This is a genomic window from Pseudoalteromonas sp. J010, assembly GCF_003934235.1.
Taxonomy (GTDB): Bacteria; Pseudomonadota; Gammaproteobacteria; order Enterobacterales; family Alteromonadaceae; genus Pseudoalteromonas; species Pseudoalteromonas peptidolytica.
In genome coordinates, this window is sequence record NZ_RDBW01000020.1 from 106576 (window position 1) to 133524 (window position 26949).

A 26949-nucleotide genomic window follows, 5' to 3' on the forward strand; every position below is an offset into this window, starting at 1 on the left:
AGAGATGACAACCGAAATTAAGGTTCCTGTTCTTCCTGAGTCTGTTGCTGATGCAACGGTTGCTACATGGCATGTAAGCGTTGGCGATAAAGTGACTCGTGATCAAAACTTAGTTGACATCGAAACAGATAAAGTCGTTTTAGAAGTCGTAGCACCTGAAGATGGTGTTATCGTTGCAATTTCAGAAGAAGAAGGCGCAACCGTTCTTGGCSAACAGGTTATTGCACAATTAGGTGCTGCTGATGAAGCAGCAGCGCCTGCACAATCAAATGAAAAAACAGCAGCGCCTCAGTCGGCGCCAGCATCAGAAGGTAAAGAAGTGGACATTAAAGTACCTGTACTTCCTGAGTCAGTAGCAGATGCTACTATCGCAACTTGGCACGTTCAACCAGGTGAAGCGGTTAGCCGCGACCAGAACTTGGTTGATATTGAAACAGATAAAGTGGTTCTTGAAGTTGTTGCACCTGAAGACGGTGTAATGGGTGAACATATTCACGCTGAAGGCGATACCGTACTTGCAGAACAAGTGATCGGTAAAATTGTAGCCGGTGGTGCACCAGCGGCAGCATCTAGCGAGAAAAAAGAAGAAGCACCAGCAGCATCTTCTGACGAAAACTCAGATGTACTAACACCATCTGTTCGTCGCCTTATCGCAGAAAAAGGCCTTGACGCTTCTAAGATCAAAGGTTCTGGCAAAGGCGGTCGTATCACAAAAGAAGACGTTGACGCCTTCCTTAAAGCGCCAGCAAAAGCTGAGTCTAAGCCAGCTGCATCAGCAGCTGCTGCCCCTGTTGGCGAGCGTACACAAAAACGTGTACCGATGACACGTCTTCGTAAGACAATTGCTAACCGTCTACTAGAAGCGAAAAACTCAACAGCAATGTTGACAACGTTTAACGAAGTAAACATGAAGCCAATCATGGATCTTCGTAAACAATACCAAGAAGTGTTTGAGAAGCGTCACGGTATCCGTTTAGGTTTCATGTCTTTCTACGTGRAAGCGGTAACTGAAGCACTTAAACGTTTCCCTGAAGTGAACGCATCTATCGACGGTGATGATATCGTTTACCACAACTACTTCGATATCAGTATCGCGGTATCTACGCCTCGTGGTCTGGTTACACCGGTACTACGTGATTGCGATAAGCTATCAGTTGCTGAAATCGAAAAGAACATTCGCGAACTGGCTATCAAAGGTCGTGACGGTAAACTAACAGTAGATGATATGACTGGCGGTAACTTCACTATCACCAACGGTGGTGTGTTTGGTTCACTACTTTCTACACCTATCATCAACTTACCACAGTCTTCAATCTTGGGTATGCACAAAATCCAAGAGCGTCCTATGGCAGTAAATGGTAAGGTTGAAATCCTACCTATGATGTACCTAGCGCTTTCTTATGACCACCGTCAAATCGATGGTAAAGAGTCAGTTGGCTTCCTAGTGACAATTAAAGAGTTGCTTGAAGATCCAACACGTCTACTGCTAGACGTATAATATTTGTTTAAAGAATAAGCTGTATGCTCGCATACAGCTTTTTTTTTGCGCCTTTGGTCTAAGTGGGGTTTTCATCAGAAGCCTTGGGATCTATACTATGTGCGCAATTTGGGATAGCTGACTATTTGCATAAATATTCAGCTTTTTTAGTATAAAAAATTGGAWAAAGCATCATGAATTTGCATGAGTATCAGGCAAAACAACTTTTTGCCGAATATGGTTTACCTGTATCAGAAGGCTTTGCTTGTGATACACCTCAAGAAGCAGTAGAAGCTGCTGGTAAAATCGGTGGAGACAAGTGGGTTGTTAAGTGTCAAGTACACGCAGGCGGCCGTGGTAAAGCTGGCGGTGTTAAACTTGCAGACAGCAAAGACGAAATCCGCGCATTCGCTGAAAACTGGTTAGGTAAAAACCTAGTTACTTACCAAACAGACGAGAAAGGTCAGCCAGTTGCTAAAATCTTAGTAGAAAGCTGCACTGATATTGCAAATGAACTATACCTAGGTGCTGTTGTTGACCGTGGTTCACGTAAGATCGTGTTCATGGCATCAACTGAAGGTGGTGTAGAGATTGAACAAGTTGCAGAAGAAACGCCTGAACTAATTCATAAAGCTGAGATTGACCCACTTGTAGGTCCTCAAGCTTATCAAGGTCGTGAGCTAGCGTTCAAACTAGGTTTGAACCCAACTCAAGTTAAGCAGTTCACTAAGATCTTTATGGGTCTAGCGCAAATGTTTATCAACCACGACTTTGCACTTCTAGAGATCAACCCTCTAGTAATCACAGACGCTGGTAACCTACACTGCCTAGACGGCAAAATTGGTGTTGACGGTAACGCGTTATTCCGCCAGCCTAAAATCCGTGAGTTCCACGATCCTTCACAAGAAGACGCACGTGAAGCACACGCGGCAAGCTTCGAGCTGAACTACGTTGCACTAGACGGTAACGTTGGTTGTATGGTTAACGGTGCAGGCCTTGCGATGGGTACTATGGACATCGTAAACCTACACGGCGGTAAGCCAGCTAACTTCCTAGATGTTGGTGGTGGCGCGACTAAAGAGCGTGTATCTGAAGCGTTTAAGATCATCCTTTCTGATGACAATGTTAAAGCAGTACTAGTAAACATCTTCGGTGGTATCGTACGTTGTGACATGATCGCAGAAGGTATCATTGGTGCGGTTAAAGAAGTTGGCGTAAACGTACCAGTAGTTGTACGTCTAGAAGGTACTAACGCTGAAGCTGGTCGTGAAGTACTAGCTAACTCAGGCCTTGACATCATTGCAGCTGAGTCACTAACTGACGCTGCTGAGAAAGTAGTTGCTGCTGCGGAGGGCAAATAATGTCTGTACTAATTAACAAAGATACTAAAGTAATCTGTCAAGGTTTCACTGGTGGTCAGGGTACTTTCCACTCTGAGCAAGCTATCCAATACGGTACGCAAATGGTTGGTGGTGTTTCTCCTGGTAAAGGCGGCACAACTCACCTAGGTCTACCTGTATTTAACACAGTACGTGAGGCGGTAGAGTCAACTGGTGCAACTGCATCTGTTATCTACGTACCAGCTGCTTTCTGTAAAGACGCTATCCTTGAAGCGATTGACGCAGGTATCGAGCTAATCGTATGTATCACTGAAGGCATCCCTACGCTAGATATGGTTGATGTTAAAGTGAAGCTAGAAGAAACTGGCGTTCGCATGATTGGTCCTAACTGCCCAGGTGTTATCACTCCGGGTGAAACTAAGATTGGTATCATGCCTGGTCACATCCACATGCCTGGTAAAGTAGGTATCGTGTCACGTTCTGGTACTTTGACTTATGAAGCAGTTAAGCAAACTACTGACGCTGGCTTCGGTCAATCTACTTGTGTTGGTATCGGTGGTGATCCAATTCCAGGTACTAACTTCATCGACGTACTTGAGATGTTCCAAAACGATCCGCAAACTGAAGCTATCGTAATGATCGGTGAGATCGGCGGTACAGCTGAAGAAGAAGCGGCTGAGTACATCAAGCACAACGTAACTAAGCCAGTAGTTTCTTACATTGCTGGTGTTACAGCGCCTCCAGGTAAGCGTATGGGTCACGCTGGTGCAATTATCGCAGGTGGTAAAGGCACAGCTGACGAGAAATTCGCAGCACTTGAAGCTGCGGGTGTTAAGACCGTTCGCTCTCTTGCAGAAATCGGTTCTGCACTAAAAGAGAAAGCGGGTTGGTAAGTTAATACCATCGTTTTAAAAAGGCTCCTTATGGAGCCTTTTTTGATCTCGATGATGACTAATCCAAACCTTAAGTTATACCAATTTTCTGACTTAAGTGGTCTATTTTGAGGTGAGAAAATCTTGTCGATAACACCGCTTCCGCGTCCTGCTCACGCCGAGGTACCTACATCCTGTAGGCAAGGCAAAAATTTTGCTATTTAGTTTTTCTAAATAAGCAATTTTTAACGCTGTTTGCGTCAGGTTTACGCCTTAAAATTGAGCATGTATTAAGCTCACTGGTACTGTGTCGTTACAAGCTGTATTCTCTTTCCACTTTAGCGATACGGGTGGTATAGCTTTGATACCATTTATTATTACCGCTTTTTTGCGCTTCAATGTGCTCAGCATTCGCTTTCCATGCTTTGATTGACTCAAGGTCTCGCCAATAAGAAACCGTGATCCCAATTTCTTCACGCGCTGATTCTAATCCTAAAAATCCGCGTTGAAGCATAGCAAGCTCGACCATTCTCGACGCGGTTTGGGCGTAGCCCTCGTCGTCTTCATTTTTTATATTGGTAAAAATTACGGCGTAATAGGGTGGCGGTGGAGTCGTTGCTATCATAAGTTGTGGCGCAGTAAATTGTAGGTGTGAAGTTTATACCAATTAAGCTGTGCTCAAATCAATCATGATAAATAATGAGTTACTCATCAGAACAACTCATCATTTATTGCTAATGCTATTCGACCCCAAAAGGGTTGTCTATGCTGTGGGCAGGTTCAGTAAACCAACGTGGGCCATCGTCGGTCATATAGAAATGGTCTTCCAAGCGAATGCCAAATTCGTCAGGAATAACCAGCATAGGCTCATTTGAAAAGCACATTCCAGCGGCAAGCGGCTCTGGGTTGTCTTTGACTAAATAAGGCCATTCATGGATATCTAAGCCGATACCATGTCCAGTGCGATGTGGGCAACCAGGTAGTTGATAGTCAGGACCTAGCCCATTGCTGGCAATATATTCTCTCGCGGCTTTATCAACAGCGCCGCAACTCGCGCCAACTTTGGCTGCGTTAAATGCTGCAAGTTGCGCTTGCTTCTCGATTTGCCAAACGGATTTTTGCTTTTCACTGGGGTCGCCAAAAACATAAGTACGGGTGATATCACTAAGATAGCCGTGTAACTTACAGCCTGTGTCGACGAGAACCACATCGCCTTTTTTCAACGTTTGCGGATTTTTCACGCCATGTGGGAATGAGGACGCGACACCGAATAACACAATACAAAAATAATTGCCCGGCGCACCCACTTTTTTGTGCGCTTCATTAATAAAGGCTTCCACTTCGGTTGTGGTGATCCCTTCATACAGCATAGATGCCGTCGCTTTATGTACGGTAAGTGTCATGTCCATTGCGCGTTGAATAAGGGCAATTTCATTTGCCGATTTATGCATTCTGCAATGTGCTGTTACTGGCTTTGCATTAATAAGCGAAAGCTCTGGTGCCGCGAGCCTGATCCCATCAGCAACAAAAAACGCAGTGCTTTCGTCAATGGCGAGTGTACCTGTGCTATCAATATTGAGTGTGTTAAGTACGTTTGCGACAAGCTCGTAAGGAGATTCTTCTTCTTGCCAAGCATGGATAGGGCCTTCAATCAGCCAATAATCTTTAATAGAGCCAATTTCAAAAAATGGGACGATAAACTGGACCTGTCCGGTGGCGGGTAAAATAGCGCCGACCAAACGTTCACTGGCGTACCATTGTAAACCGGTAAAGTACTTTAAATTTGTACCTGCATTTAAATAGAGTGCATCAATGTTGTTTTGCTGCATATAGTGTTGAGCTTTTTCTATTCTTGCTAAATACTCGCTTTCGCCAATCGGTGCTACGCCTTTGATCATATCTTCTAAGTTATCTAGCGCTTGCTGCGCACTTTGGTATGCAATACCTTTCATTTTTGTGCTCCTTGTTTAATTAAATCGAGCAATACTAAAAGGAGTAAGATCGATGTCGTTGGGCTTGTTGTCAATAAGATCTGCGATACATTCACTTGAAATTGCGGCTTGGGTCAGTCCTAGGTGTTGATGACCTAGTGCAAAATAAAGGTTGTGATGATTAGGCGCTTGTCCGATGACGGGTAAATAATCTGGGAGTGAAGGGCGGCAACCAACCCACAAGTTATCATTTTCCTGTGGCAGCGATGAGTTTAACAGCATGCGTGCATGATGTAATAACGCGTGAGCACGGCTGTAGTTGGGTTTACTCTCCAGTGTGGCAAATTCTACTGTACCGGCAAGTCTTAACCCTGTTGTCATTGGCGTCATAATGAACCCTCGTTCACTTGATGCGACGGGTCTGGTAAGCGTATTATTCACTGCCAACATGTTGTGATAACCACGCTCGGCAATCATGGGTAGTGAGTAACCTAAAGACGCACAGAGCGTTTTACTTGCAGCACCTGTTGCCACAACTACTTTGTTAAAGGCCATCATGTGGCTTTTGGAGTGAAGTGTATAGCCATGCCCTGTGTGGGTAATATTATCGATTGAGCCTTGCTTGAACGTACCGCCTAGCTGCATAAACTGCTCATATAACGTCAAACAGAGAGCATAGGGATCTGTGCTATGCGCGACTTTATCAAAATACAGTGCTGAGGTAATGGTATTTGATAGGCTCGGCTCCATTTCTCGGGCTTGATCACCTGTTAGTAAGCTCACTGAAATGTCCTGCTCGGCGTATTTGTGATAGCTTTGACGCGCTACGCTTTCGGCGCCTTCAAATACCAGTAAACTGCCGTTGCTAGATATAAGTGTATGATACTTATCACCAAGCAAACGTTGATATGCGGGGAGTGCGCGTTCATTTAAACTTCTAAGTGCGATTGTACCTTTATGGAAGCAGCTACTTTTCATTTGCTTTAAGAATCGTACAAACCAAGGAATATTTTTGAGCAAAGAAGTAGTCTCAATTCGCAAAGGCCCCACCGGATTGACTAACATGCTAGGCACCTTTGTGAGTATATCTGCATCTGCCATGGGAAATATTTGCTCTGTGGCAAAATGCCCCGCGTTGCCCATAGAGCAACCCTCTGCGGGCTGATTTTTATCGATCAAGGTAACAGCGTGGCCTCGTCGAGTTAATTGCAGCGCTGTGGTGATCCCAATAATCCCAGCACCTATCACTGCAATGTTATTATTATTTTCCACGATTTACCTCACCATCTTAAATTGTATTTCCACATAGCCATCAATCAGGCCTCGTTTAAATACCAAGAAGAAAAATTTATTACATATAAATCATAAGACTACAGAGAGTTAAGCCAATCATTTGAGTGGATGGCTAAAAAATCTCAAGTTGAACATTGATTATTGTATACAATATACCTATGATGGCAAGCACAATTACTAAACAACTTAATGAAAGGCGAGAACCATGAAGGTAAATTGGCAGGGTGTATATCCAGCAGTAACCACTCAATTCCACGATGATGAAAGTATCAACTTTGATACCACCAAAGCGATGATAGATAACCTGATTAACGAAGGGGTTCATGGCATCATAGTATTAGGCACCGTAGGTGAAAATTGCTCACTCACGGCTGACGAGAAACGCCAAGTCTTAAAAGCTGCAACAGAAGTGGTAGGTGATAGAGTGCCACTACTTAGTGGTGTGGCTGAGACCACAACAGCACTGGCTATTGAGTTTGCCAAGGATGCAGAAGCGCTTGGCATAGATGGGCTGATGGTATTGCCGGGAATGGTCTACCGTTCAACCGAGCGTGAAGCTATTCATCATTACCAACAGGTGGCGCGCAGCACCGCGTTACCTATTATGATTTACAACAATCCAGTGACCTATGGTGTCGACGTGTCAATCGAAGGCATGAAAACCTTAGCTGAAGAGTCCAATATTGTTTCTGTAAAAGAAGCAACGGAAGATACCCGTCGTATTAGCGAGCTGTTTAGCGCATTTGGCGATCGCTACGTGGTATTTGGTGGTGTTGATGACATCGCACTGGAAAGCCTGATGCTTGGCGCAACGGGTTGGATCTCGGGATTGACTAATGTATTCCCACGCGAGTCAGTGGTTATTTATAGGCTTGCTGAGCAAGGTCGTTTTGAGGAAGCGCGCGCGCTGTGGCGTTGGTTTTTACCTTTGTTACGCTTAGATACAATCCCAACACTGGTGCAGTGCATTAAATATGCCGAGCAGCTAGCTGGACGAGGTAGTGAAGTAACTCGCTCGCCAAGATTACCTCTTACTCAAGAAGAAAAAGCCTATGTAAGTCGCTTGTTCGATGAAGCAATGGCAAATCGAGTTGACTTAAGCCAATTTAACTTGGACTAAGCGTATGATTTTGGGCACCTATTATTGTATTGATGGCCATACCTGTGGCAACCCTGTGCGCTTGGTCACAAGCGGTCATCCAACGCTTTTGGGTGAGAGCATGAGTGAAAAGCGCCAACATTTTTTACGTGACTACGATTGGATAAGGCGCGCACTGATGTTTGAGCCCAGAGGCCATGACATGATGTCGGGTGCCTTTTTATATCCACCGACCACTGCAGATGGGGATGTGGCAATCCTATTTATCGAAACCTCTGGGTGTCTGCCGATGTGCGGACATGGCACTATCGGGACAGTCACTTTTGGCCTTGAAAGCGGCCTTATTACTCCAAAAGAACAGGGTGTACTCAAACTTGATACTCCAGCGGGGCGCGTGAATGCCTATTATGAAATGAATGCAGGTAAAGTGACTTGGGTAAGGCTTTATAATGTACCGGCATTTTTGGCGTATCAAGCGGTGCCTGTCCACGTTGATGGGCTAGGAGAGCTTACTGTTGATATCGCTTACGGCGGTAACTTTTACATAATTGTTGAGCCTCAAAGTCTATTTGCTGGCGTGGATCAAAGCTGCGCCGCTGAATTACTGGCATGGAGCCCCAAAGTGCGCGCGGCAGTTAATGCGCAAATAAACCCTATCCACCCTGAAGACTCTACCGTGTGCGGTGCCTCCCATGTGTTATGGACAGGCAAGCCACAGCATTCAGATAGTCATGCAGCAAACGCGGTATTTTATGGCGATAAAGCACTTGATAGGTCACCTTGTGGCACAGGCACAAGTGCAAGAATGGCGCAGTTATATGCAAAGGGGCTGCTAAAAGAGGGTGATACCTTTGTTCACGAGAGCATCATAGGCAGTCAATTTATCGGTAAGGTCGAAGGCACAACTGAGGTCGCGGGAAAAGTGGCTATTCAACCAAGTATTCAAGGTTGGGCACGTCAAACGGGGAGTAACTGCATTACAGTAGATGACGAAGATCCTTACGCATTTGGTTTTCAGGTGCTCTAGCCATTAAGACTGAAAGAAAACAGGAGCTAACAATGAATTTATCAGGAAAGAGCTACATTAACGGTGCGTGGCAAGCTGCGCAAAATGCAACAACATTTTATGCGTTTTGTCCTGCAACCAATGAACCGTTAACGCAAGCATTTTTTAACGCCAGTGAAGCACAAGTAGAGGAAGCCGTTAATGCAGCAGAGCAGGCTTTTAAGGCTTATCGTAAAACGTCGATGACTGCTCGTGCAGAGTTTCTAGAGACCATAGCACAAGAAATTCTCGCCTTAGGTGATGAACTAATAACTACCACGATGGCTGAAACTAACCTGCCACGAGCAAGGCTTGAGGGCGAGCGTGGCCGCACGGTCAATCAATTAAACGCATTTGCCGCAGCGCTGAGAGATAACCTAGCAGAGCTCAGTTTAGATAAAGAAGAGCAAGCGGACCCAAATCGCACTCCGCTGCCTAAGCCAAAAACACAGCTTAAGCATATTCCAATTGGCGCTGTTGCGGTGTTTGGCGCGTCAAACTTCCCGTATGCCTTTTCTACGCTCGGAGGCGATACCGCAGCTGCGTTAGCCGCTGGCTGCCCTGTGGTATATAAAGGTCACCCAGCACATCCGGCAACGTGTGAGATAATGACTAAGGCCATCGCCACAGCAATAAGTAAGTGTGATATGCCAAGCGGGGTGTTTTCAATGCTGCAAGCCAAAGCGTATGATGTCGCGCATTGGTTGGTGGAAGCTAAGCCTATCAAAGCGGTTGGGTTTACAGGCTCCTTTGGTGTTGCAAAAGCATTGCAAGACACCATCGCGAAGCGCCATGAACCTATTCCGCTTTACGGTGAGCTTGGCAGCGTGAACCCGCAAATTGTTTTACCTGAAAAAGTTCAGGCACAAGGCGCAGAGCTTGGTGCACAATTTGTCCAGTCTTTACTTATGGGTAATGGTCAATTTTGTACTAGCCCCGGTATTTGGTTGGTGCCAAGTAGTAGTTCGCAAGCATTTATCGAGACGGCTAAGCAAAGTGTTAGTGAAGCGCCTTCTGATACCTTATTGACTCCGGGCATTTTAAAAGCTTATCAAAACAGCATCGCGGCGCTAAAAGCACACCCTCAAGTAACGTTGTTGAGCGCTGGTGAGCAAGCACAGCCGTTTCACGCCAGCGCTCACTTGTTCCTGACGGATAGCGAAAGCGTTGCAACCGATGCAAGGCTTAAAGAAGAAGTCTTTGGGCCAAGTGCTTTAGTGGTGAGCTATGACAACTTAGCGCAGCTTGAAGACTTAATCGCAGACTTAGGCGGACAGCTCACCGCCAGCATTCACGGCACTGAGTCTGACCTACATCAAGCTAAAGACATCATAGAAGCGCTACAATACCGTGTAGGTCGACTGATTTACGGGCAAATGCCAACAGGCGTTGAAGTGTGTGCCACCATGAACCATGGTGGGCCGTTTCCGTCATCAACCGATGTACGCTCAACATCGGTGGGGTTAGAAGCGCTCAAACGATTCGTAAGACCAATTTGTATACAAAGTTAAGCAAACCAAGCCCATAGTACCGCTATGGGCTTTTTACTGTATTGTACTTAAGGCGGTGTTCATGCTTATAGCGAGGTTGAACTGTAGGTTGGTACTTAAGAGTTTTTTGCTTGAGCGGATATGTATAGAGTGATAACTTACCGCTTTTCATAACAATAATCGGAACAGTCATAGTATCCATGGTTTGTAAAGACACAGATAAAAAGCCTAATTCACCAATCAACTCAAATAAGCACAAGTTCAAGCTAGCGCTGGTTTTAGGGGTCATAGCGCTAGTTGGTACTGTTGTATTTTTTGTCCTGACCAGTAATTTTATTGCGGTTGACAATTGTTTAGATGCTGGGGGAAGCTTTGATTACGCACTAGAGACTTGTGTGTATTAATAAAGCGACCGTTATACGTGCATTGCTTAATACGATGTTACTGATGCGATTTAATAACAAGGAACAAATATGTTTCTTCTGCTACGAGTAAACTATAAAACGAAGCTCAGTATAATAAACATAAACCTAATTTTGCGCAGCCACTGATAACTTAATACATGACTCTGTAATTAATTAAGACAAACATGCAATTTGCATTCAGATACGTTTATAATGGGTTCATAAAACAATAATTACTAAAGACTATGGCGATTGTACATAAAACTCGAACTCAATTAGTTGCTGAAGCAATTCGTGAAAAAATCCTCACTGGCGAAATCAAAGCGGGCGAGCCGCTAAGGCAAGCCGCACTGGCGGATGAGTTAAATGTCAGTCGTATCCCAGTTAGAGAAGCCCTTCTGCAACTAGAAGCTGAAGGCTTAGTTAACTTTGAAGCGCACAAAGGTGCGACAGTCACGCGTTTAAGTGCCGAACAAATCGATGAAATATTTGACTTACGCGCATTGTTAGAAGCCGAGCTATTACGTCACTCAATCGACAAGTTAACCGCACGTGACCTATTAGAAGCCGAAGCCATCTTAGCTGAACTTGAAGAAGCCACTGCCGCTGGTGATACACAACTGGCAACGGGTAAACTCAACGCCGAATTTCACAGTAAACTCTACAGCAAAGCACAGCGCCCACAAACTCGCGAGTTGGTGGATGTGTACAGTAAAAACTCTGAGCGCTACGTGCGCATGCACATCCTTCTTGCCGGTGGCATTAAAACTGCGCCCGAGGAACATCGCCAGCTATTAGAGCTGTGCCGCGATAAAAATACCAAAGGGGCCTGTGACTTTTTGAAAAAGCATATCACTGGCGCAAAAGATGATATTAAAGCGCTGCTACTAAAGCTTGAAAGCGAGCAATAGGTAAATTTGGTTAAATAAATCTCAGTGGATTTCTGAACCGTAGTCATATTTACTACCATGACTGTTGTTCAGGACGCTGTGATTACATGTATTGCACAGACATAATCATACCTAACGCCCCCAACATTGATCCACATCATCCTCGCAAGACTAAAGTCTCATCAAAATTTGGCGGCTTTTTATCTATCTTTACTCTGTTCTAGCAAAACTGAGTAACCTATTATGACAACAACAACCTATCAGCAGGCATACCACACATTTTCCCAAGACCCAGAGGCATTTTGGCTCAACGAAGCGGCACGGCTTGATTGGCATACGCCACCAAAAATCGGACATAACCAGGACCAAGAGGGGCTAAGTCATTGGTTTAGTGATGGTTTGATGAATACCAGTTATTTGGCACTCGACCATCATGTACACCATGGCCGAGGCGAGCAAACTGCATTAATTTATGACTCGCCAGTGACGAATACCAAACGCAAAATTAGCTATCGAGAATTGCTGTCGCAAGTGAGCCATTTTGCGGCTGGCTTAAATCAACTTGGTGTTAGCGTAGGTGATAGGGTGGTAATTTATATGCCCATGGTGCCTGAGGCGGTTGTTGCTATGCTTGCCTGCGCGCGCGTGGGTGCTATTCATTCTGTGGTGTTTGGCGGTTTTGCGCCCCATGAGCTTGCGGTGAGAATAGATGATGCTAAACCAAAGCTAGTGATCAGTGCTTCTTGTGGAATTGAAATAGGTCGCACTATTGAATACAAACCTATGCTGGATGAAGCTTTGTCGTTGGCAAAGCATCAAGTGGAACATTGCATTGTGCTACAGCGTGAAACATACCAAGCACAGATGTCTGCGCCAAGAGACCTAGATTGGACTGTGGTGGCAAATACGCCAGAGTCTTTTGATGCTGTGCCTTTACCAAGTACACATCCGCTCTATATTTTATATACCTCGGGCACCACAGGTACACCCAAAGGAGTAGTGCGAGAGCAGGGTGGTCACGCTGTGGCATTAAACTATAGCATGAAAACCGTTTACGGCATGGAGCCCGGTGAAGTATTTTGGGCAGCATCTGACATTGGCTGGGTTGTGGGGCATTCTTATATTGTCTATGGCCCACTGATTTATGGTTGTACCAGTGTGTTATACGAAGGTAAACCGATTAAAACCCCGGATGCAGGGGCGTTTTGGCGAGTGGTTGAAGAATATCAAGTGACAGCGCTCTTTAGTGCGCCCACGGCATTTCGTGCCATTAAAAAAGAAGATCCGAGCGCGGCGCTATTGGCTAACTACAACACCAGCAGTTTAAAAACCTTATTTTTGGCAGGTGAGCGACTCGACCCTGCCACCTACGACTGGTTACAGTCCACCACAAAGCTGCCGGTAATTGACCACTGGTGGCAAACAGAAACGGGTTGGGCTATCGCATCTAATCCCGTTGGAATTGAGCTCATGCCCACAAAAGCAGGCAGTGCCACGGTTCCTACACCTGGCTATCAAGTTGAGATCTTCGATGTCGACGGCAGTCTATGTGAGGCCAATCAACAAGGCGTTGTTGCAGTTAAATTACCCCTTCCCCCTGGTTGTTTAACCACTATTTGGAATAACACGACGCGCTTTAAAGGCAGTTATTTGTCTCAATACCCCGGTTATTATCTCTCTGGTGACGGCGGCTATTTTGATGAAGACGGCTATCTGTTTATTATGGGCCGCACCGATGATGTAATAAATGTAGCTGGACATAGACTGTCAACTGGTGAAATGGAAGAGATAGTTGCAGGACACAATGCAATTGCAGAATGCGCCGTATTTGCCGGTAAAGACGAGCTAAAAGGCCAAGTGCCTATTGCTATGGTGGTATTAAAAGATGGTGTAAACACCACTGAAGCGGCCATTACAGAGGAAATAAGAGTCTTGATCCGAGAAAAAATCGGCGCGATTGCCTGTCTTAAAACTATTAGAGTCGTTGAGCGTTTACCCAAAACCCGTTCGGGTAAAATACTTAGAAAGAACTTACGCCAGCTGGTGGATGGAGAAGATATTATCGTACCGTCTACCATTGATGACCCAGTCATTATTGAAGAATTAAAACAGCTGTGGGGCGAGAGTCAGTACCAATAGCTTTGTATGTCAGCGGGTTACTCCAATGCCAAACATTCAATATTTAATGTGGCTGGTTTATCCCGCGATAAAATATACCTCAGGTAGGAGCGGGTTCACCCCGCGATCTTTTGAGTACGGTTATCGTTTTAACCTAATATCACGTTAAGTCATGGTCGCCTATGCTGCTGAGCTAACAGAGTGAACTTTGTTTAGAGGGTTACCGACGTTGAGTAGGAGCGGGTTTATCCCGCAATCTTTAATACAGCTCTTTCAAAAATCCACCATCACAACAACCCAGCACAGCCAACCGCTGTCCGCAAACTGTCCGGTGTCCGTCCAACTTCTCTAATTTACATCGTTAAAATTAATAAAATCTATATAAAACAATAATATAAATTCTGGCACGTTACTTGTTATTAATTACTCATCATATTAGCGGACACCAACTTGTCCGCATGGAGGTAGCATGATTRAAGATACAAGTGCGCAAGACAAACAAGTCGCCAAAAAAAGAACCATAAAAAAGCCAGTTACCGCTTTACTTACCCTTGGGATCACCTTAGGTGGATTAACCAGTGCTTGGCCAAGCATTAACACGATTTTATCTGCCGAGCAGGCGGTGTCGCGGGAGCAAATACGTCTTGCCACAGTCGTAAGAGGTGATATCAGCGAAGATATTCGTGTTGAGGGGCGTACGCTCGCTGCGAATAACCCTGATTTATACGCGATTGCATCAGGTACGGTAACACTCAACGTTAAACCAGGTGATAACATAGTTGCAGGGCAAATTTTACTCAGCATTGACAGTCCTGAGTTGGATAATCGTCTACTTCAAGAGGAAGCGACGTTTGAACGGCTTCAGACAGAAGTTGAGCGCCAGCGGATCTCAATCAAGCAGCAGCTACTCGATACCAAACAACGCATGGAAATGGCGAAAGTAGAATTGGAAGCCGCTGAGCGGGAAATGGCGCGATCAAAACAAAGTATCGAAAAGCAAATTATCTCAAAGCTAGAGCTTGAGCAGTCCATGGTCGAGCTAAAGCGCGCACAATTACAAGAGCAGCATGCCATTCAGTCTTTAAAACTGGAGCAAGAGCGGCTCGCGTTTGAGCTCAAAAGTAGCGAACTCAGTCTAACTCGACAACAACATATTCTAGAAGAAGTGCAGCGTCAGGTTGCTGCACTTAATATTGTTTCGCCGCTGTCGGGGATTGTTGGTACGGTACATGTGCAGCAAAAACAGTTCGTGCAGCAAGATGCGGCGCTCATATCATTGGTTGACCTTTCAGAGCTTGAAGTGGAAGCACAAATTCCTGAAATTTATGCAGAAAACCTAGGTGCAGGCATGGCCGCTGAGGTATTCATTAATCAATATCAATACAGCGCTAAGCTAGTTGCAATTTCCCCTGAAATTGAAGCTGGCCGTGTGAGTGCACGGGTGCGGTTTGACGAGCAACCAAGTGGTCTTCGTCAAAATCAAAAGGTATCAACCAGAATTATTCTGTCGCAAAAGCAAGACGTACTCAAAGTAAAAAGAGGTGCATTTGTTGAAACAGGCGCTGGGCGTTTTACATACACAGTTGTCGGTGAGCAGGCAGATCAAACATCCATTCAGCTTGGTGTCAAAAGTATTTCTGAAGTTGAGGTTATCGATGGCTTGAGTGAGGGGCAAGAAATCGTGATCTCAAGTTTAGAGCCGTTCAATAACAAAGCGCGAGTGTTACTCGGTAAGTAAGTCAGCCGCGCAAAAATAAGAATGAGAAGGAATAAGTAATGTTAAAAATGAATGAAGTAAGCAAAATTTACCGCACTGATCTGATTGAGACCCATGCGCTGAGTAATGTGAATTTGAGCATAGATGAGGGGGAATTTATTGCCGTTACCGGTCCGTCAGGTTCAGGTAAAACGACTTTTTTGAATATTGCCGGTTTGTTAGAGCGCTTTGAACGTGGAGACTACTTTTTAGATGGTGAAAACGTTGCCAATCTTAACGATAAAAAGCTGTCACAGCTGAGAAATGAAAAAATTGGTTTTATCTTTCAAGGCTTTAACCTTATCAGCGACTTATCTTTATATGACAATGTTGAAGTTCCTCTTATTTTTAGAGGAATAAAAGCCAGTGAGCGCAAAAAGCGCATAGAAGAAGCACTTGAGCTTGTTGGACTTGCAAGCCGCATGAAACACTACCCGGCACAGCTAAGTGGTGGGCAGCAGCAGCGTGTTGCCATTGCCAGAGCATTAGCTGGAAAACCTCGGTTCTTATTAGCAGATGAGCCAACGGGTAATTTAGACAGCTTAATGGCAAGGCAAGTGATGGACTTATTACAAGAAGTAAACCAAGCGGGTACTACATTGATTATGGTAACGCATGACAATGAGCTGGCAAGACGAGCAGGTCGTAACATTCAAATTCTTGATGGCGAACTCACTGACATCACTAAATCTCAACTAACTGATCTGGCAGTGTAGGAGCAGGCAATGAAAGAATTAGTAATGTTAGCTTGGCAAGGGTTAAAACAAAAGCCCAAGCTCAGTGCACTGATGGTGATCAACCTAGCAGTTGGGATCACATTAATGTTAACGATGTCTGCTATTGTGAAACAAAGCAGTAGTGAGGTAATTGGCTACAAGGGGGATAGCTTATACACAGCTGGCCTCAACTATTTTGACGTCGATGAAGATGTGAACGACTTTAGGCAGTTTCCTCGTTGGACGTATCAAGATGCTCAGGCCCTTCAACAAGCGAATTTACCGTATGAATATGTATCGTTTAACTATACCACTGAATTTATCGTGGGGCTTGCAGATAATTCAGTTAGGCCAATAAGTGTTGAGGCGTCAGGTACAGATAGTGGGATGTTTAATGTGCTTGATGTGCCGTTTATCTATGGTACCGCGTGGAATGCGCAAAGTGAGAAAAGTGGCGAAGCAATCGCTGTTATCAGCAAACATGCCAACGATCACTTATTTGGTGGAGTAGACTCTGTAGGGCAGTTTATTCAGGTTCAGGGAGAGCAAATACGAGTTGCTGGTGTAGTCGACCTAACGCGTTATAAACGTCGCTTTCAAGATTTAAGCTTTAGTAATAATTATAATCACGACGTGTTTATCCCACTAAATTATGCTTATGCGCAAAACTTTCCGAGAACGGGACAGGTAACGTGTAGAACAGACGACTTATACACAACAATCAGCCCTCGTAGTGGCAGTATAGATATGCTGAAAAGTGCAGAGTGTGGTTATTTGACGGTGTGGTTTCAGTACCACAATGACATAGAATTGGCGCAGTTGGCCGAATTAAAAGCATGGTTGAATAATTATATTAAGCAGCAGCAAGCGCTTGGTCGTTTTCAACATAAAAACCTTACCGACTTTTATAGCATGGGCGAGTTGTATATTTTGATCCAGCGCTTTATGGCATGGGAAGCTATTTACCTGACTTTTTCTTACTTATTATTTGGTATTTGTTTAGTCAATACCGTTGGTATTCTGCTGGCTAAATTTCAAGCTAACCGCAAACTTATTTCCCTATATAGGGCACTTGGTGCCAATCAAAGCGTGATCATGATCATTCACTTTTTAGAGATTTTAATGTTAACCCTAGCTGCCGTTGTCCTTGGGTTTATATTGGCGTTCGCAGGTCTTGAATTGATGTTCCATTTACGCATGTACCAAACTGACTATATGGCCATAGCAGAGCAAGTCAGGCAAATCTATCAGTTCGATAGTGAATTGGCGCTTGTGACAACGCTAGGTATTTTCTTGGCAGTCGGACTGTCTGGACTATATCCGGTGTACCGCAGTAGCCGCGTATCACCAGCATCGGAATTAAGGGGATAAACATGGCGATTAAACACATTCTAAGCTTAATTCTAAAGCAAAAAAGTATTGCGTTATTAATTATTTTACAAATAGCTATCACAGTGATGATTGTCAGCAATACCGTATTTATTAGCTACGCAACATTACAAAATTGGTTGATCCCATCAAAGCTTGAAGAGCGTCAAATCCTCAATGTCACGACGCGGGTATTTGATACCTCAACCGATGTCCCAGCCCTAATAGAAAAGGACATTCAAGCGATTGAAAAAGTACCTGGTGTTATTGCAGCGTCTTATGCGGGTCGAGAGTTGGTATTGAATAGCTTAGGCCCAGGATGGACTATTTTTAAAGACACCCAACCAGAAACTGACTACCGTGTATTTGGTTATTTTGGTCTTGATGAAAAAGGCGCAGATGTACTTGGACTTGAGCTTGTTGAGGGGCGTAAATTTTATGCCAGTGAATATATTAAAGGAGATGAAACAACCAAAAATGCAGGGGTTATGATGATAAGTGAAGAGCTAGCTAAGTCGTTATTTGGTGATAGCTCTGCGCTCGGTCAATCTGTGTACATTTCAAGGCAGCGCTTAGCGCATCAAGTTATTGGTGTATATAAAGGCAAAATGCTGGGAGAAGGTGCAACGTATAGCCAACAGCCATATCATTCCGGAATTGTTCCTGAAGTTATTTGGGGCAATCGTCAGCGGGTAAATTACTTAGTCAGAGTCGAAGCTGGAGTGTCTGAGCGGGTGCTCGAAGACGTCGAAACCGCACTCTATCATACAGATGGGCGAATGGTTGACCGAGTCGAGTTTGTAGGCAGAGCTAAAAAACGTTTATGGGATGGCCGGAGCACCTTTGCGCTTACCATGGCAGGGATCAGCCTGATTGCTTGTGTGGTAACAGCACTTGGCATCGTTGCACTCGTTAGCTTTTCTGTTAGCTTACGTAAAAAAGATCACGGCATACTGCGCGCTCTGGGAGCTTCTAAAGGTCAAGTAATGTGGTCTTTAATAAAAGAAAATACAATTTTAGTCTTTATCGGTTTAGTGCTAGGCTTTGGACTCTCGATTTTGCTTTACTATTTTTTGATGCACAACGTTCGCGTGCAAAGTGTGGTGGAGATCCCGTTATTAGTCGGGGTTGCTATTTTCACTTGGCTTGTAAGCACCCTTGCGGTGTACGTGCCAGCCAAAGAGGCGGCTAAAGTGTCACCGGCTCAAGTAACCAAATCGAGTTAATAATAAAAACAACAAAGCCCCGTATGGGGCTAAATCTATAAATTAGGATCAAAAAGCGTTCATGAGTGTATTGGTAATTGACGATAATCCAGATGTAATTCAAGCCATTAAAGTCCTTCTGTTGCTTAACGATATTCAGTGTGAAGGTGTCACTTCTCCGCAGCAAGGGTTAGAGATGGTGCGCAGTAAGCAATTCGACTTGGTCATTCAAGACATGAACTTTACGCGGGATACCACAAGTGGCGACGAAGGCAAAGCGCTGTATAAAGCGATTCGAGATATAGAGCCTGACTTGCCTATCATCTTACTTACCGCGTGGACAAACCTAGAAATGGCGGTAGAGCTTATTAAAGATGGTGCGGCAGACTACCTAGCTAAACCTTGGAAAGACCATAAGTTGATCACCTCAGTGAAAAATTTGCTCGAAATGCGTGAATTGCAAGAGCAGGTGAGTAGCGCGGCAAATCAGCGTAATGCGCGAGTGCAAAAATTAAAGGCACAATATGATTTGTGTGGTGTGGTGGTTGCCGATCCCGCCATGTTGAGCTTGCTCGAAATGGCAACTCAGGTTGCCCATTCTGATGCACCAATATTGATCACAGGACCAAACGGGGCAGGTAAAGAAAAAATTGCAGAAATCGTGCAAGCCAATAGCAGCTATAAACATAAGCCCTTTATTAAGGTAAATGCAGGAGCTATTCCAGCTGACCTGATTGAGGCCGAATTATTTGGGGTTGAAAGTGGTGCGTATACAGGCGCACAAAAAGCCAGAGCTGGGCGCTTTGAAGCGGCTGATGGCGGGACCTTATTTTTGGATGAGATAGGTAACTTGTCTTTGGCTGGTCAACAAAAATTACTGCGAGTATTGCAAAGCGGTGAGTTTGAACGTGTTGGCAGTACGGTGACAAAAAAGGTCAATGTAAGGGTAATAAGTGCTACCAACAGTAATTTACCAGAAGCTATCCGTGCAGGTGCTTTTAGAGAAGACTTGTATTACCGAATTAACATGATAGAGCTGAAGCTGCCGCCATTGTCTGAACGTAAAGAAGATATAGCCGAGTTGGTAGAACACTTTTTACCTAGCAATAAAACAATAAGCAACGCGGCAATGAAGCAGTTAAAGCATCATTCTTGGCCGGGTAACGTCCGAGAGCTAGAAAACACCATAGGTCGCGCAGTGCTGCTGAGCTCAGGACAAGAAATTGAATGCGCGCATTTGGCGATTCAAACGCCGCAGCATGGAACTGTACTTGAGTACACACAAGCAGATATTCAAGCAGCGTTAGACAGTGCGGGTGGCGTTGTTAGTAAAGCTGCAAGAAAGCTTGGGCTAAGCAGGCAGGCACTATACCGCAGAATGGAGAAGTTTGGTTTAAAATGACGGTATCTCTTCAAGCAGCAGTGTCTGCATGCGTTTTTATCTCATTGTTAGTATTTGCAAGTGTTGTTGGCTTTGCTTCGGCTTTATTGTGGCCTATCACATTATCGCTGTCAGCTGGGCTCCTTAGTGCAGCGCTTGTGGGACTATTAAGCGTTCAATATTGTATTGGACGCCAGCAGCGAATAATCGATTGTTTGACAAATGGGCTTCGTAGCTTTAAAGATCAAGATTTCTCAATTCAAATTACCCATTTTGACAGCATAGAAATGGCTGACTTAATTCTAGAATATAATCGTTTATCGACAACACTAAAAAAGCAGCGTCACGCGACAAGCCAACGAGAGTTGTTACTCGATACGATTTTACAAGTGTCCCCGGTATCTATTTTGTTGCTCAACCAATTTGACCAAGTCATATACGCTAACGACAAAGCCGGAAAATTACTTAATAACAATAAGTCGTTAAGCGGCCTAGTGCTTCATCATGCCATTGCAAATGCAGACCCAAAGCTGCAAACTATTTTGCTACAAAAAGAATCCGGATTTGTGACTTTTCAAGCCAATGATGAAAAGCAAAGCTATTACTTTTCAAGGCAGAGCATAACGCTCAACCACCAGCCACATGTATTGTTAATGTGTCAAAACTTATCCAGCGAAATGAGCCGTCAAGAAGTGGGGCTTTGGAAAAATGCCATTCGGCTAATAAGTCATGAGCTCAATAATTCATTAGCACCCATTTCTTCGTTGACCAACTCGGCAAATACAATTGTAGAGCGCAGCGCCAAAGAGCAAAACCACGCCCTTATTCAACTATTGCCCGAAATGCTCTCGACGATTAACCGCCGCACGGAAAACCTCAGTGAATTTGTGGCTAAATATAGCGAATTTGCAAGATTACCGGCTCCTAATATTACAGAGCAACCCTTGCAGCCCTTACTTGATACCGTTAGCAAACTTTATGACTTTACTTTGCTGGCTCCACTCCCTGTAGAAAGTGCCTTTTTTGATCCTATACAGGTAGAGCAGGTGTTGATTAATTTGGTTAAAAACGCCCATGAATCAGGGTCTAAGATAGATGAAATAGGCGTGAAGCTGCTGGTTGATTATCAACGCCTGATAGTCGTGGTTGTTGATAGAGGTGTAGGAATGGAAGAAGAAAAGCTAGCAAACGCAGTACTGCCATTTTTCTCCACAAAACCAAGTGGTACAGGTATAGGGCTGAGTATTTGTAATGAAGTCGCCATTGCTCACGGTGGACAACTTAAGCTATTTAATCGCAAAAAAGGTGGCTTAATGGTGCAGTTTGATTTACCACTCGTCGCACCAAAAGCATAGCGTTGTAATGACACTTACCCATATCTGGTAGGAGCGGGTTCACCCCGCGATCTTTTAGGTTTTAATACTGTCCCCTAAGCGGCGGAAATCTTTTTGCTTGGATAAATCAAGACCTACAAATAACAAGCTTCACAGGTTTATCCTGTTGGCYTCACTTTCTGCTAAACCCATATCTAGTAGGAGCGGGTTCACCCCGYGATCTTTTAGGCTTTAATGCCGCCCCCTAAGCGGCGGAAATCTTTCTGTTTGGATAAATCACGACCTACAAATAACTCCTGTTGAGCGCATATCTATCGACAGGCAAAGGCAGAGCAGCGATACTCAAGCAAATTGACCATATAGGGATATAAACTTGAACACACAAACTCAAACCAATAATTACTTTTTACTCTTTGCCGGCGTGTGTACAGCGATTGCCGCAGTGGCGCACATTGGCTGCATTATCTTCGGTGCATCTTGGTATCGATTTTTTGGTGCCGGCGAGGAAATGGCTACTATGGCCGAGGAAGGGCTTATTTATCCTCACCTTATCACTGCCGTTATCGCTACAATTTTACTGCTCTGGTCATGCTATGCGTTTTCAGGGGCAAAATTGGTCCGGCAATTGCCTTTGATGAAAACCGCTTTGTGTGTAATAAGCTCTATTTTCTTAATAAGAGGAGTTGGCTTTGTTTTTATCATGCCAACTATCCCTGATAACAGCATGACATTTTGGTGGGTGAGCTCCTCCATTTGCTTGGTCATAGGTGGCGCTTTTGCACTTGGAACCAAAAAAGCTTGGTCAAAAATTTAACAGTTTTAAAAGCCAGCACTTCAGGTGCTAGCTTTTGTTCTGATTGGGTAGCTAACCTTATTGATCCAGTGCTGTTCTAACACCGGCTTCAAGTTCCTCGTGAACAGATTTAAATAACCCAAGTTGGCGTTCTATGATATGTTCAGGTACACCCGCCATCGCGCGCGCTATGTTGCCGTACAAGCGCTGCTTTTGGGCATCATCAAATAGGCAATATAAAGCACGGGGCTGTGAAAAGTCATCATTATCTTCGCGGTGGTCGTATCTATCTGCCATTCCCTCAAGTTCAAGAGCAGGGCGTTTATACTCTGGATTCTCTTTTGGGCCTCCCATTGAGTTAGGCTCGTAGTAAGCATCTTCGTTACCACCGGGTTCATTGTTAAAGAATCGCATTGCACCGTCTTTGTGATAATGATGCACAGGGCATTTTGGGCGATTAACAGGCAATGCCTCATAGTGTGTACCGAGTCGGTAGCGGTGCGCATCAGCATAGGAGAAAATGCGTGCTTGCAACATTTTATCCGGAGAAAATCCAATGCCAGATACCACGTTAGACGGACTAAATGCAGCTTGTTCTATCTCAGCAAAATAATTGTCTGGTACGCGATTTAATTCGAGTGTGCCAACATCGATGAGTGGAAAGTCGCCATGCGGCCAGACTTTGGTTAAATCAAACGGATTGTGTTGGAATTGTTTTGCTTGCGCTTCAGTCATCACCTGAATTTTCATATCCCATTTCGGATAATTTCCGCGCTCTATGGCCTCAAGCAAGTCCTCTTGAAAGCTCTCTCTGCTTTCGCCAATTACCGTTTTAGACTCTTCATCAGTATGATACAGGTGGCCTTGCTGGGTTTTCATATGGAACTTTACCCAAACTCTTTGATTCTCTTCATTGATCAAACTAAAGGTATGTGAGCCATAACCGTTCATGTGCCTTACATCCGTTGGCAAGCCACGGTCAGACATTAAAATTAATACTTGATGCAGGCTTTCCGGTGACAGAGACCAAAAATCCCATTGTGCGGTGTTGGAGCGTAGGTTCGTTTTAGGGTGGCGTTTTTGGGTGTGAATAAAATCTGGGAATTTATACGGATCACGGACAAAAAAGACGGGGGTATTATTGCCAACTAAATCCCAATTACCTTCTTCAGTGTAAAACTTTATCGAGAAACCTCTAACGTCACGCTCAGCATCCGCAGCCCCTTTTTCGCCAGCTACCGTTGAAAAGCGCATCAGAATATCGGTTTGCTTGCCAACCTCAGCAAACAGTTTTGCCTTGGTATACTGGCTTATGTTGTTTGTTGCTGTAAATGTTCCAAATGCACCCCATCCCTTAGCGTGAACGGTACGCTCTGGAATCCGCTCTCTATTTTGATGCGCCAGTTTTTCGATCAACTGGTAATCCTCAACCAGCAGTGGACCTTGAGGGCCTGCAGTCAAACTATTTTGATTATCGGCGATTGGATTACCTGCGGTGGTCGTTAATGGACATTTCGTCATTGCTCGTTTCCTTGTATGTAAAATATAGCGCTGAAGGGAGCAAAAACCAAGCCAGGTTAAAAGTTCATACTTATCAATGGCTTATGTTTTTAATTTAATCGTTATGGAGGAATTTACAGAGAAAAATTTTCATAGTGAAAGTTATTTTCCCAGTTCAGGGAAGTGGGATTTGCATACGGGTAAGATACTGTATAGTTGTCTGAAATGCAGCGGGGTTACCCGCTGCGGGTTTAGGAATGAGTGGCAACTGATACCAATTTGACTTAATACTTGCTCAATTTGAAGGAGTAAATCTGACGCTAACAGCGTTAAAAATTTCTCATTTAGAATAACTAAATAGCAAAATTTTTGCCTAGTTATCGACAAGATTTTCTCGCCTCAAAATAGACCACTTAATTAAGCAAATTGGTATAAAAGCTTAGAAAAATCTTGTTGAATTCCATAGACGTGTTTTACCACTATCTAATCCAACAAACTGCACAGTGCCGCTGGTTACATCAGCTGGTAATGTGTAACTCAGTGTTTTAGCTTGTGCGCCATAAGCAAATGCAGGAATACGTTTTACTTTTGTGCCGTCAATATACACATCTACATATTCAGTATTTGTTACGTCAAAACTATACAGGCCATTCGTCTGTGTAATTGGTGCGAATCTATCAGACTCAAATACGACTGTTGCCTGAGCGGTTGGTTTTGCAAGCAACTTGCGGGCGATAGTGTTGAAGTCTTGCGTGTCGCCGTCAAAGATGTCTTCAACGTTATAGCTAACGAGTTCATCTGCGACACAGCCATAGTCTTCAATGAGTGCATTAATATGGTGACCTTGACGTACAGATTGACGCCATGAGACACGCATACTTTGCTCATAAGGAAGTGCTTGGTATGGCGCACCAACGTATTGTACAAATACATTGTGTTCAAGCACGTTCGCGCCACCAGCACCTGTGCGCTCATGTTGGCCAAATACCGTTGCGATGCCGTTATCCTGCATACCACATGTAAACATATCACCTGCTGAATAAGTGTTGGCATTGGCCCAAATGCCAACATTTCCATAGTATGCTTGGCCAATTTGGTTGGCAGCGTCTTTGGTGATAAATGAAGTGGCAGCTGAATACTGCTCAGTCGTACCTTTAACATCAGCTAACACTTGACGCCAATTGTCGCTAAGAAAGGAGCCAAATAGCGAGTTATTCAGAATGTGGTGATTCTCATCTGTATTAATAAAACGTACGTGTGAAGGCGTTACGCGTTTTGGTGTAAACAACTGCAACAAGTAGTCGTTGTATACAATGTTACCACCTGGGTTACCTCGAACATCAATGATAAGCGCTTTGGTATCGTTAAGTTTATTATCTAAAAGATCAATAATAGCGACGAGCGCAGTGTTAACACCATTTGTAGGTGAGAATGATGCGAGTTTTATGTAGCCTACTGACTCTCCGTCAACCTGTACTTTATTCCACGTCACGGTCGGCTCTGCGGTACCATTTGCAGCTAACGTAAAGGTATCATCTTGTGCTGCCGCTTCCAATTCTTTAAATGTCGCAAACTCATAGTTAATACTTTGAGTAAATTGTGCCGCTTCATCCTGTACTGTAGCAGGCGCGCTGGGTTTTGAATTAAATACTAACCAAGGCACGTTAATGGAGTATGTTTCACCTGTTTCATAGGACTCAAGTGTAATAGTTAACGCATCTTGTTGTGGTGGGAAGTGTTTGTTATGTGATTTGATAGTTAACGTATTGACAGCCCCAACAAATCCGCCGTCAGGGTTGGCACCGCCACCTTTAAATAAATTATTGTTTACCGCTTCAATAATAGGTTGGCCATTGTAAGCGACAACCTTATCACCTAAAGATACAGAGGCAATTTCTGGCGCAAGTACGGTGTAATTTTGCCAAATTCGGTTTACGCGTACTTCTTTACTACCGTCTGCGCTGACTGTTTGGGCAAAGTGAACCGGTACAAACGAAATAAAGTTTTTCATTGGCGCTGGGTAGTTATAGTCCAAATGAAAATCTCGTTGTGACAAGAAGATTTGTTGCAGCTGCTGGTGGAATTGAGTAGAGCTCAAGTTCCCCATGTTGTTAATTAACTCATCAATTGCGACCACAGGATCTAAGTGGCCTGCTGGAGAGAGACCATAGTACAGGTTCTTGGCATATTTATTTACGTATAAACCGTCAAGTAGCAGTTTTGCTTGCTCAGCGACTAATGCTTTTTGCTCATAACTATAATCTTGAACGCTGATCTGGTTACGCGTGTCTTCAAGGTAAGAAATTTGTGCTATTGCACCCGATGTAAAGCTCAATGCCAAAACGCTGGCTACTGTTGATAATTTAAACATATTGTTATTTTCCTGTATGTATTAACAAGACTGTTTTATATCTTTTGGGTACAAATGTCGATACAGTTTAAATAAAATGATAATAATTTATGGTTTTTACTGTTTGGTATTAGGTGTTATTTCTGATTGTTCGCTTTTTAGCTGAAATTTGATGTAATAACGCAATGTTTCCTTGGTAGAGGGATTGGCTCGCTACGTATCAAGTAACTCACTTGCTGTACAGAAAAGAAATTAGCTAACCCATGGTTTTAAATATTAGGCTAAATGACTTCCTTACTCAGCCTAAAAGTGCTAGGTGGCGATAAGCTAAATTTTCCGCCTTGCTGCCTATACGAATATCGGTATCTTGGTGATAGCAGGGGGGGGAGTTATCGAGAAAGCTTGCCTTGCCTCAGCATAGAAAGCTTAATTAAGTAACCTGAGCTGCGGATGATCAATGCCTTTCTAGCAGCCAGTTTTAGCACTAACTGCGTTGAATTAACTTCCAACAGCGGCTATTGGTATAACCGCTATTTGAAGGCTAGCTGCGCTAAAGGTGGTTATTTAAAAGCACAGCGCAGTTAGCA

Annotated in this window: 20 protein-coding genes; 15 read left to right on the top strand and 5 right to left on the bottom strand. The window is 44.1% G+C overall.

The genetic code is table 11. From position 1 onward, the window contains the following. The first annotated feature begins 4 nt into the window (after positions 1–4). The 3 genes from odhB to sucD all read left to right on the top strand — a co-directional run bounded on the left by odhB (position 5) and on the right by sucD (position 3710). Positions 5–1498, top strand: coding sequence for a 2-oxoglutarate dehydrogenase complex dihydrolipoyllysine-residue succinyltransferase (gene odhB, locus EAG18_RS12665; protein WP_125252749.1), 1494 nt, complete (start codon positions 5–7; stop codon positions 1496–1498). A gap of 173 nt (positions 1499–1671) precedes the next feature. Continuing rightward, positions 1672–2838 carry an ADP-forming succinate--CoA ligase subunit beta gene (sucC, locus tag EAG18_RS12670; protein ID WP_010371452.1) on the top strand — a complete coding sequence of 389 codons (1167 nt, stop codon included), beginning with the start codon at positions 1672–1674 and terminating at the stop codon, positions 2836–2838. Then, a complete protein-coding gene (gene sucD / locus EAG18_RS12675; RefSeq protein ID WP_099641555.1) occupies positions 2838–3710 on the top strand; it encodes a succinate--CoA ligase subunit alpha in 873 nt (290 codons plus the stop codon). The genes sucC and sucD overlap by 1 nt, the downstream gene beginning before the upstream one ends. Before the next feature lie 292 nt (positions 3711–4002). Here the strand turns inward: sucD and EAG18_RS12680 are convergent, their stop codons facing one another. From EAG18_RS12680 to EAG18_RS12690, 3 genes are all read right to left on the bottom strand, one after another. Further along, positions 4003–4314: an antibiotic biosynthesis monooxygenase gene (locus EAG18_RS12680; protein ID WP_125252750.1), complete on the bottom strand. Its 312-nt coding sequence runs from the start codon at positions 4312–4314 to the stop codon at positions 4003–4005. A 115-nt stretch (positions 4315–4429) separates the two neighbouring features. Next, on the bottom strand, positions 4430–5641 hold the full coding sequence (locus tag EAG18_RS12685) for a Xaa-Pro peptidase family protein (protein ID WP_125252751.1): 1212 nt from the start codon (positions 5639–5641) through the stop codon (positions 4430–4432). Between the two features lie 15 nt (positions 5642–5656). Further along, positions 5657–6892, bottom strand: a complete 1236-nt coding sequence (locus tag EAG18_RS12690; RefSeq protein WP_125252752.1) for an FAD-dependent oxidoreductase — start codon at positions 6890–6892, stop codon at positions 5657–5659. Between the two features lie 226 nt (positions 6893–7118). Here EAG18_RS12690 and EAG18_RS12695 point away from each other — a divergent pair, with 226 nt between their 5' ends. The 12 genes from EAG18_RS12695 to EAG18_RS12755 all read left to right on the top strand — a co-directional run bounded on the left by EAG18_RS12695 (position 7119) and on the right by EAG18_RS12755 (position 22533). Further along, complete coding sequence (locus EAG18_RS12695; protein ID WP_125252753.1) at positions 7119–8033, top strand: dihydrodipicolinate synthase family protein; 915 nt, start codon at positions 7119–7121, stop codon at positions 8031–8033. Positions 8034–8037: 4 nt separating this feature from the next. After that, positions 8038–9039 (top strand): 4-hydroxyproline epimerase, encoded by a 1002-nt coding sequence (locus EAG18_RS12700; protein WP_125252754.1) that lies wholly within the window; start codon positions 8038–8040, stop codon positions 9037–9039. A 32-nt stretch (positions 9040–9071) separates the two neighbouring features. Then, positions 9072–10568: an aldehyde dehydrogenase (NADP(+)) gene (locus EAG18_RS12705; protein WP_125252755.1), complete on the top strand. Its 1497-nt coding sequence runs from the start codon at positions 9072–9074 to the stop codon at positions 10566–10568. Between the two features lie 628 nt (positions 10569–11196). Further along, a complete protein-coding gene (locus EAG18_RS12715) occupies positions 11197–11862 on the top strand; it encodes a GntR family transcriptional regulator (RefSeq protein ID WP_039495756.1) in 666 nt (221 codons plus the stop codon). 222 nt (positions 11863–12084) lie between these two features. After that, positions 12085–13980 (top strand): propionyl-CoA synthetase, encoded by a 1896-nt coding sequence (locus EAG18_RS12720; RefSeq protein WP_125252757.1) that lies wholly within the window; start codon positions 12085–12087, stop codon positions 13978–13980. 448 nt (positions 13981–14428) lie between these two features. Then, positions 14429–15697 carry an HlyD family efflux transporter periplasmic adaptor subunit gene (locus EAG18_RS12725; protein WP_125252758.1) on the top strand — a complete coding sequence of 423 codons (1269 nt, stop codon included), beginning with the start codon at positions 14429–14431 and terminating at the stop codon, positions 15695–15697. A gap of 38 nt (positions 15698–15735) precedes the next feature. After that, a complete protein-coding gene (locus EAG18_RS12730; protein ID WP_125252759.1) occupies positions 15736–16431 on the top strand; it encodes an ABC transporter ATP-binding protein in 696 nt (231 codons plus the stop codon). Positions 16432–16440: 9 nt separating this feature from the next. After that, positions 16441–17802, top strand: coding sequence for an ABC transporter permease (locus EAG18_RS12735; RefSeq protein WP_125252760.1), 1362 nt, complete (start codon positions 16441–16443; stop codon positions 17800–17802). Positions 17803–17804: 2 nt separating this feature from the next. Next, positions 17805–19025 (top strand): FtsX-like permease family protein, encoded by a 1221-nt coding sequence (locus EAG18_RS12740; RefSeq protein WP_125252761.1) that lies wholly within the window; start codon positions 17805–17807, stop codon positions 19023–19025. Between the two features lie 61 nt (positions 19026–19086). Beyond that, positions 19087–20406, top strand: a complete 1320-nt coding sequence (locus EAG18_RS12745) for a sigma-54 dependent transcriptional regulator (RefSeq protein ID WP_125252762.1) — start codon at positions 19087–19089, stop codon at positions 20404–20406. After that, positions 20403–21740, top strand: coding sequence for an ATP-binding protein (locus tag EAG18_RS12750; protein WP_125252763.1), 1338 nt, complete (start codon positions 20403–20405; stop codon positions 21738–21740). The genes EAG18_RS12745 and EAG18_RS12750 overlap by 4 nt, the downstream gene beginning before the upstream one ends. Positions 21741–22092: 352 nt before the next feature. Beyond that, positions 22093–22533, top strand: a complete 441-nt coding sequence (locus tag EAG18_RS12755; RefSeq protein ID WP_185745596.1) for a hypothetical protein — start codon at positions 22093–22095, stop codon at positions 22531–22533. Positions 22534–22590: 57 nt separating this feature from the next. Here EAG18_RS12755 and EAG18_RS12760 read toward each other — a convergent pair whose 3' ends face one another. Beyond that, entirely contained in the window at positions 22591–24033 is a 1443-nt protein-coding gene (locus EAG18_RS12760) for a catalase (protein ID WP_125252765.1), read from the bottom strand. A 418-nt stretch (positions 24034–24451) separates the two neighbouring features. Then, positions 24452–26383: a S41 family peptidase gene (locus tag EAG18_RS12770; protein ID WP_125252767.1), complete on the bottom strand. Its 1932-nt coding sequence runs from the start codon at positions 26381–26383 to the stop codon at positions 24452–24454. Positions 26384–26949 lie beyond the last annotated feature (566 nt).